Genomic DNA, 7612 nt, shown 5'->3' with positions numbered 1-7612 from the left:
GACAACACCAAGCCCGCATCAGCCACTACAAACAACGCGGCCACACACCCCCATAACCTGGCCACCAGTCACAGCAAACACCGTTGCAGTACTAGAGCGTGTCTCTTTGATCGGTTGGTCAGTTGATCGGATGTGTCCGTCCGATTAGTGATCACTGATGCGATGTGGGACCGGATCGAGCCGCTGATGCCGGCTGATCCGGTCCGCGGTCGACGATGGGCCGACCACCGCCGAACCTTGGAAGCCATCGCGTGGAAGTACCGCACCGGCTCGCCCTGGCGGGACCTGCCGGACGAGCTCGGCTCGTTCCAGACCGCTCACAAACGGCTGATCAGGTGGGCCGTGGACGGCACCTGGGAACGGATCCTTGCCGCGGTCTTGGCAGCGGCCGAGGGTGCTGACGACATCGGCTGGACCGTGTCGGTGGACTCCACCGTCTGCCGGGCTCACCAGCACGCCGCCGGAGCCAGGAAAAAGGGGCGCCATTTCGGGCTGAGCCCGATGACCATGCGCTCGGACGTTCCCGAGGTGGCCTGAGTACGAAGGTCCATCTCGTCAGCGACGGCCATGCGCGGCCCTTGGCCCTCCGCATCTCTGCGGGCCAAGCGGGCGACGCGCCGGCCTTCGAGGCGGTCATGGCAGGCATCCGTGTTCCGCGAAGGGGACCGGGAAGACCGCGAACCCGGCCGGACGCCGTCCTGGCGGACCGCGCGTATTCATCCCGCGCGATCCGTGAGCATCTCCGGCGGCGAGGTATCCGTGCCGTGATCCCGCAGCCCGCCGACCAGGTCGGTCACCGGCTCCGGCGAGGTCGCGCCGGTGGTCGCCCACCCGGCTTCGACGCCGAGGCGTACAAGCAGCGCAACGCCGTCGAACGGTGCATCAATCGACTCAAGCAGTGGCGCGGCCTGGCCATGCGAACCGACAAACTCGCCATCGCCTACCAGGCCGCACTGCACCTCGCTGCGATTCTCATGTGGACACGGCGCTGACCGAGGGCCAGAGCCTAGGCCAGTGGCCGACCACCAAGGCCCGTCCGGCTGACGCCGCGAGGTGAGAACGTCATCGGTCCTATCCATCCCTGGCGGACGAGGGCGATCTGGGATGGCAGCGGTGACACCGGGTCGAGTGCTCTCCCACGCGCCCAGTTCTCGAACAGCCCCTCGGTCGTCTCGACCGCGGACACCACCATGGTCACCTTCAGGTCCCCGTCACTCCAGGTGTTCCACAGAGCCCAGCCCTCCGGCCTGGGGTCGACGCCGATCCGTGCACACACCTCCTCGTACGCCTCCTCCACTCCGGCTGGCATGACCCCAGGCCTCAACACCGAGGCTCCGACGAGGCGGATCAGAGGCCGGTCCTCGTCCAAGCAGCCGTCACCCTCAAAGTGGTAATGGCGCAGAGCCCGAGCAAGCACGTTCACGCTGCGCTGGAGTGGTGTCGCCCCATCCGGGTCTGCCTGGAACGAGAGCCATCCTTCGTTGGATGCCTCCACACTGACGCGATTGGCGAGACGCTCGATCTCCCGGAGATAGTCCAGGTCGCTGAGCTCGGGTGAGGTCATGGCCCGAAGTTTCGCACCATGCCGCCGACGCCGACACAGGTTATCGATCCGGCATGCAGCACCCTACGCACCGCACTTCCAAGAGACAGGCTCTAGGTCTCCCCTGTCAGGTGCGTGACAAAGATGAGTCGATGCGAGACGCCGGCAAGCACCCCTGGTGCTCCATCACATCGCAAATTGAAGGCAACCACTGAACTTCTGGCGCTTTTGGCCTGATTTCACGCCCCCTCCCGGCCAACCAGGCCATGTATACGTTCAAGTTTAAAACTATATAAAGAGAGTCTCAACTCCACTGGCCAGCCGCTTTCCGCCACCGCTCCCACTCCTTGGCTGGCAGATACCGCCGCGACTTCCAAAGTCCTACCTTAGGAGGCCCGAGAGCCGATACCGAAGTTGGCGGAAGGCTTTTCATTCAAGAGTTGAAGATAGGGATGGGCGTCCTCTTGTCACGGCGCGCTCCCGCCGGAACAGGAGCCGCGTCGGCCGGCCTGCGGGAAAGGGCGGTGTCGTCCTCCACGCCCCAGGCGGGCAGCGAGTCTTTCCGCCCTCGCCCCGAACTCGCCAGATGAAGAGTGAGGACGACCCAGACGTGGCTGGCGATTTCGGATGGTCGAGCATCGCAGTTCGCGGAGGAGGTGCCAGGATTTGAGGGCGGCGGCCTGCTCGACGAGGCCCCGGATCGTCACGTGGGCCCGGTTGGCCGCCTGCTGCCCTGCGGAAAGGGTCTCCCGGGCGCCCCGAGCACGGTATGCGGATGGTGTCGCCGACCTCTCGGTATCCCATGTCGGCCCAGCACGGGATGCCTGCCTCGGTGAGGGCGTCGATGATGCCGGGTTCGCGGGCCACGCGGATGTCGGAAACGGCGCCGGGCAGGGCCGGTGAGGCCCACAGCAGCCGCCCGAGGGGGGCGGCGAGGACCTGCGCGTCATCCCGTGCTTCTTATGCCTGCCGGGGCGAAACGGCCGGTCCGCGGCGATGCGGTCGACCCGCAAAAAGGTGCCGTCCTGGATCAGGTGCGCCTTTGCTGGCGCGGTCCGCACGCATCGGCCAGGCTCGGGGCGAGAGCTGCCAGAAGGTCGACCGCCTGACTTGACTCTGTCGGGGATCTTGGAGCTGCCCGGTGCGTCGGCGTGATCGGTGAGCATGCTCGGGGTGTTCCGAGAGCCTATGCAGTTGTCGAGGTGCCCGTTGGCGCTCTGTCCTCGTTCCGGCGAGCAAGTCCCACCTCTGACCGCGCAGATCGAGCGGGCGAGCAACCCGAGTGGTACGGCGGCGATGTGAGTGAGAGACCGCCTGGACGAGCTGTGGCGTGACGAGGACTTCGCTGACTGGTATTCCCGTGACGGGCGTCCGGGTCTCTCACCCGCCCAGCTGGCCACCGTCTGTGTGCTTCAGTTCGTACTCGGCCTGTCGGATCGACAGGCCGCCGAGGCGGTCCGCTGCGGAGCGGATTCCGCCACGACTCGGACCGTTTGAGAATGCCGTCTTCTCGGTGGAGTTCTGTCGGCTGGGCACGAGAGTTGGCTGCTCGTCGGGCCTTCGTGAGGTGGAACACGTCACGAAGCTCGCCGGGTCCGGGCTGGACTGCCCGTCGAGCGGGTCTTCGACGGCGCGCCCCGCCTGGTGGACGGGGCGCGCCGCTGGTTGTCCGACAGGCCCGTAGGCGAGGAAGGCCACTCCGCATGAGTGGTTTCGCTGGTGGGCCTCACGGTGTTGGCGCGGGTGCCACAGAGCCGGACGGTATGAGCTGACGGATCAGGTCAGTCCGTGTCGCGGGGGTCGAAGGAGTCGGTGTCGACCGTGAGGGGCTCGGGGAAGGCGCCGGCGACGGCGTCCCAGCGGGTGAACTTGAAGTTGGTGCCCTCGCGGTCGCCGTCGGCCGGGGTGGCCTCGCCGTCGTGGGTGATCAGCATGCCCTTGGGGAAGGCGCTGCCGAGGGGCACGTTGACGACGGTGGAGCCGTCGGAGTGCTGTACGCCGTCGGTTGCCGGGCTGTCGGTGACGGCGAAGGAGCCGAGGTAGTCGTTGTCCCCGTCGCGCTCGTACACGGCGAAGGTGTTGTCGCCCTGGCTGGAGGCGAGGACGTATCCGGTGCCGTCCTCGGCGTGGTAGACGGTGACGCCCTCGGCGTCGGCGCTCAGGTGCTCACCGCCGAAGCCGGGGTCGTTCTCGGTGTCGAGGACGCACTCCTCCTCCGCCGTGTCGTACGTCCACGGCGTGCCGTACTCGCGGACGCGGTCGATGAGCTCGGGGTCCTCGAACTCCTCGTCGTCGAGCTCGATCCGCCACAGGCCGACCCGCTCCTGGGCGGCGTACAGGACGTGCTCCTCCTGGTCGACGGCCATGCCCTCGACCTGCGGGTTCTCGCCGGGGTCGGCGCACGGGGTCCAGTCGGTGCCGTCGGGCAGGGCGAAGGTGGCGGGCAGGTCGAGGGTGTCCTCGGTCTTGTAGCCGACGAGACCGTCGCGGTCCTCCAGCTGCAGCAGCCGCAGACGGGTCTCCTCGCGCCGGGAGACCACCGCGTAGGCGTCGTCGCCGTCGCTGAAGGCAGCCAGGCCGTAGGAGGTGCGCTGGTCGTCCACCTCCGCCTCGTCGGCGGCGAACACCGGCGTCACGTCGGGAGCGGTGACGTCCTTCAGCGGCGGCTTGCCGGCCGCGACGGCGGCCGGGTCGATGGCGAACGCGCGGACGCGGTCGCGGCCACGGTCGCTGACGAGGGCGAGGTCGGTCGGCTCGCCGTCGAGGTCGAAACCATAGACGATATCGACGTTGTTGAAGCGGCTGGCCTTGGCGTCCTCGTGCGGGGCCGAGGGGGCCGCTATGTGCTGCAGGCGGCGGCCGTCGAGTCCGTAGACGTCGAGGCCGGCCTCCTTCAGCGTGCCGATGACGATGCTGCGGCTGGGATTCTCAGGGTCTACCCACACGGCCGGGTCATCGGCGTCGGCGCTGCCGCCCGCCTCGTCGTCGTACACCACCGGGGTCTCCACCGTGGCCGCGACGGTCACCGGGGCCACGGGGCCGGCGGCCAGGGCGAACGCGGTGGCGAGTGAAGTCAGGCTGCTGAGAGCGAAGGCGCTCACGTTACTCCTTGGTAGGAATGCGGACGCCGGGAACGCTACGGAGAGGTCATGAAGGAACGGTGACGGAATGTGGAACGTGCCATGAGGTCCCGGGGCGGCGTGTCTGCATACTGGACACCGTCGGCCGGGCAATCCGTGGCCAGGCCGCTACTGACGAGCCGCTCAACGGCGTGACTTCATGAGTCCGGCGGGCATAGGGGTCGTTTCGACGCGTGGTCTGCCGCCGCGCCCTGCGGTTCGGGGACGTTGTCACGTCGTCGAGACAACTCCGGCGACACAGATGGGCGATCGAGCGGACCGCTACCGCCGGCTCGGTCGCCGCTGCGAGTGTCATCCCCGCATGTGACGGACGTCTCCAGGGCGGTGGCAGCCCGTCTGCGTCCGGTGCTTCGCGCGCCGGCCTCGGTGGGCGGCCCGGACTCGTTCCGGGGCCATGGGCGAACGCGGAGCGGGATGCTCGCGGGCACTGTTGCGAGCGGTGTGGTTTTGCGGTCCGTGGGTGGGTAGCGGCGTCGGCCGGTACCCACCCACGTGCGAGAGGATCAGTTGCGCCAGGTGTCGTTCAGCGTGATCTTGCCATCGGCGGGGACGGTGGCCGTGCGGTTGGCGCCGCTTTCCCAGGTGACGTTGCCGGAGGCGTCCTTGCGGATGTACTTGTACGCGAAGGTCGTGCCGGCGGGCAGCTTCACATCGAGCTTCCACACCGGGTAGGCGGCGGCATCGAGCTTGAGGGCCGCGGCGGGCGCCCAGCTGCCGAGGGCGGTGTGGTCGCCGACGACGTAGATGTTCTGGCCGAGGACGGTGGTGGCGTTGACCGCGAAGGACGCGCCGGTCTCGGTCTGCTGGACGCCGCAGGGGTCGCCCGCGCCGACAGCGCCGCTTTTGACCGTGATGTCCCCGGTGCCGAGGGTGTAGTCGGCGCCGTTGTTGCTGTCCCAGGTGCCGGTGCCGTTGTTGAAGGCCGCCTTGAGGCCGGTGGCGGAGCCGAGGGCGACAGTCTTCTTCACCCAGCCGTCGCAGGCGGCTTCCATGGTGACGCCGGGGGCCGTGGTCCAGGTGCCGCCGGTGGGGGCGTAGTGGATGTTGTGGGCGGACCAGTTCTTGTCGGTGCTGTAGTAGACGGTGGCCGTGTTGTCGCCCGGCTTGGGCCCGACCATCGCACCGATGTGCAGGGCGACGGCGTCGTTGCTGCCGATGGTGGCGGTGAACTTGCCGTCCGTGCCGACGGTGTACGTGGTGCCGGTGCAGCCGCCGCTCGTGGTCGGGTCACCGTGCTGCACGTCGCAGTAGGTACCGGCCGGAAGCGAGGTCTGGAAGGTCCGGGTGAGGGACCCTCCCTCGTGGTTGACGGCGACGAACGCCTTGGTGCCGCGACCAAAGGCGATGGCGTTGTTGCCGTTGTCCCACCAATTGGTGAGACCGGTGCCCTCGGAGACGTTGCGGAAGGCCACCATGTTGGCGATCTGGCGCCAGGCGTGCTGGCAGCTCCAGCCATCGCTGTGACATGCCTGGACATTGCCCCCGTTGGGGGCACCGGCGTCCCGGTTGGCGAACTCGTAACCGGAGTGGACAGACGGAGCGCCGTAGGGGTGGGCGAGCATGAAGACGTGGGCGAGCGTGTAGTTCGCGCCGTCGCGGTAGCTCAGACTGGAGCCGTTGCGCTCGGTGTCGTGGTTGGCGACCATGGCGCCGCTCTTGCCGGAGGCCATGTAGCCCCAGGCCTCGCCGAAGTTCTTCAGGTAGGACAGCTTCTCACCGGACAGGATCCGCTTCAGGTCGGTGGTGTAGCGGAACTCCTGGACATCGCCGGTGGCCAGGTACTCGCTGGGCGAGACCGCCTCGCCCGCGCCGTGGATCGCCTCCTGCATCCAGTGCACGCTCTGGTCGGTGAGCTTGCCGCGGATGGCGGCAAGGTCGGTGGCGGGTATGTGCTTGACGGCGTCCATGCGGAAGCCGTCGACACCCAGCGACGAGAGGTCGTTGAGGTATCCGGCGATCCTGCCGCGGACGTAGTCGCTGCTGGTCTTGAGGTCGGCCAGTGAGGGCTGTCCGATCTCGCCGAGCTCGCATTCCTGGACGTTGTAGCGGTCGGAGTAGTTGCTGCCGATGGGGCGGCGGCAGCTATTGAAGTCGGCGTCCGAGTAGGTGCCGGGGTAGTTGTACTTGCCGTATTGGGTGCCGGCGGTGCCGGTGCCCGAGCCGGACGTCATGTGGTTGATCACGGCGTCGACGACCACCTTGACGCCGGCCCCGTGGCAGGTGTCGACCATGTTCTTGAAGGCGGCACGGTCGCCGAGCGGTCCAGCGATCTTGTAGCTGACCGGCTGGTAGGCGGTCCACCAGGCGCCGCCCTGGATGCGCTCCTGGGGCGGGGAGACCTGCACGTATCCGTAGCCCTTGGGGCCTAGGGTGCGCGTGCACTCGCGGGCGATCGAGTCGAAGTTCCACTCGAACAGGACGGCGGTGACCTTCTTGCCGCCGTTCGCGGTCGGGGCGGCCACCGCCGGCTGGGCGGACGCGGTCAGGGCGGTTGACAGGCCGAGGATCAGGCCGACGCCTGTCAGGGCGGCGGAGACTCTTCTTGGCGCAGGTGCGGTCGAGCTCATGCGGCGGCTCCTGAAGGGGTGGGGGCGGGGATACAAGTCGCGGAGGTTACGGATCCCACGTTCCGCAAAACATTGCTGTAACTTTCAGCAAGCGTCTGAAAGTTAGGGGCGGCCGCCTTACCGGGTCAAGACCTCCGACACGACCATTTCAGTCACTGATACCGGAGCAGGAACCCTGCACCGAACCGCCTGAGCCCGAGGAACTGGGCCGAGGTGCACGCAAGGACCAGGCAAGCCCTGCAGCACTTCCAGGGACCCGGCTTCACCTGCTGGGCGGACAGTGATGATGGTTGGTGGTGCCACCGGCAGGTCTGACCCTTGGGCTGACTGACCACAACTTCCGTGTCTTTGCCTTGATCTGT

5 protein-coding genes and 1 pseudogene are annotated in these 7612 nt (G+C 67.6%); 2 read left to right on the top strand and 4 right to left on the bottom strand.

Annotated features, from left to right (window positions below; translation table 11 throughout):
* Nucleotides 1–132 precede the first annotated feature (132 nt).
* Nucleotides 133–992 (top strand): IS5 family transposase gene (locus ACWDVG_RS31340; RefSeq protein ID WP_376602002.1). Its coding sequence is split into 2 segments (ribosomal slippage): nucleotides 133–475 and nucleotides 475–992, totalling 861 coding nucleotides; the frame shifts between segments, so codons are not numbered across the junction.
* Between the two features lie 14 nt (nucleotides 993–1006).
* On the opposite strand, the gene ACWDVG_RS31335 is transcribed toward ACWDVG_RS31340, so the two are convergent.
* Nucleotides 1007–1564: a hypothetical protein gene (locus tag ACWDVG_RS31335; RefSeq protein ID WP_376602003.1), complete on the bottom strand. Its 558-nt coding sequence runs from the start codon at nucleotides 1562–1564 to the stop codon at nucleotides 1007–1009.
* 553 nt (nucleotides 1565–2117) lie between these two features.
* Nucleotides 2118–2654, bottom strand: a pseudogene (locus ACWDVG_RS31330) (transposase family protein); the annotation flags it as partial.
* A 191-nt stretch (nucleotides 2655–2845) separates the two neighbouring features.
* Here ACWDVG_RS31330 and ACWDVG_RS31325 point away from each other — a divergent pair.
* Nucleotides 2846–3040 carry a transposase gene (locus ACWDVG_RS31325; RefSeq protein ID WP_451704289.1) on the top strand — a complete coding sequence of 65 codons (195 nt, stop codon included), beginning with the start codon at nucleotides 2846–2848 and terminating at the stop codon, nucleotides 3038–3040.
* A 284-nt stretch (nucleotides 3041–3324) separates the two neighbouring features.
* Here the strand turns inward: ACWDVG_RS31325 and ACWDVG_RS31320 are convergent, their stop codons facing one another.
* On the bottom strand, nucleotides 3325–4644 hold the full coding sequence (locus ACWDVG_RS31320) for a phytase (protein WP_376603996.1): 1320 nt from the start codon (nucleotides 4642–4644) through the stop codon (nucleotides 3325–3327).
* Between the two features lie 542 nt (nucleotides 4645–5186).
* Nucleotides 5187–7250 carry a carbohydrate binding domain-containing protein gene (locus ACWDVG_RS31315; protein WP_451704286.1) on the bottom strand — a complete coding sequence of 688 codons (2064 nt, stop codon included), beginning with the start codon at nucleotides 7248–7250 and terminating at the stop codon, nucleotides 5187–5189.
* Nucleotides 7251–7612 lie beyond the last annotated feature (362 nt).

The sequence above is a fragment of the Streptomyces sp. NPDC003327 genome, assembly GCF_053589515.1.
The sequence above is the reverse complement of the archived record's forward strand: the minus strand, read 5'-3'. Positions and strand labels throughout refer to the sequence as shown.

Excerpts from the sequence above, each read along its gene's own strand:
- ACWDVG_RS31335 (WP_376602003.1), bottom strand. The coding sequence starts at position 1,564 with ATGACCTCACCCGAGCTCAGCGACCTGGACTATCTCCGGGAGATCGAG.
- ACWDVG_RS31315 (WP_451704286.1), bottom strand. The coding sequence starts at position 7,250 with ATGAGCTCGACCGCACCTGCGCCAAGAAGAGTCTCCGCCGCCCTGACA.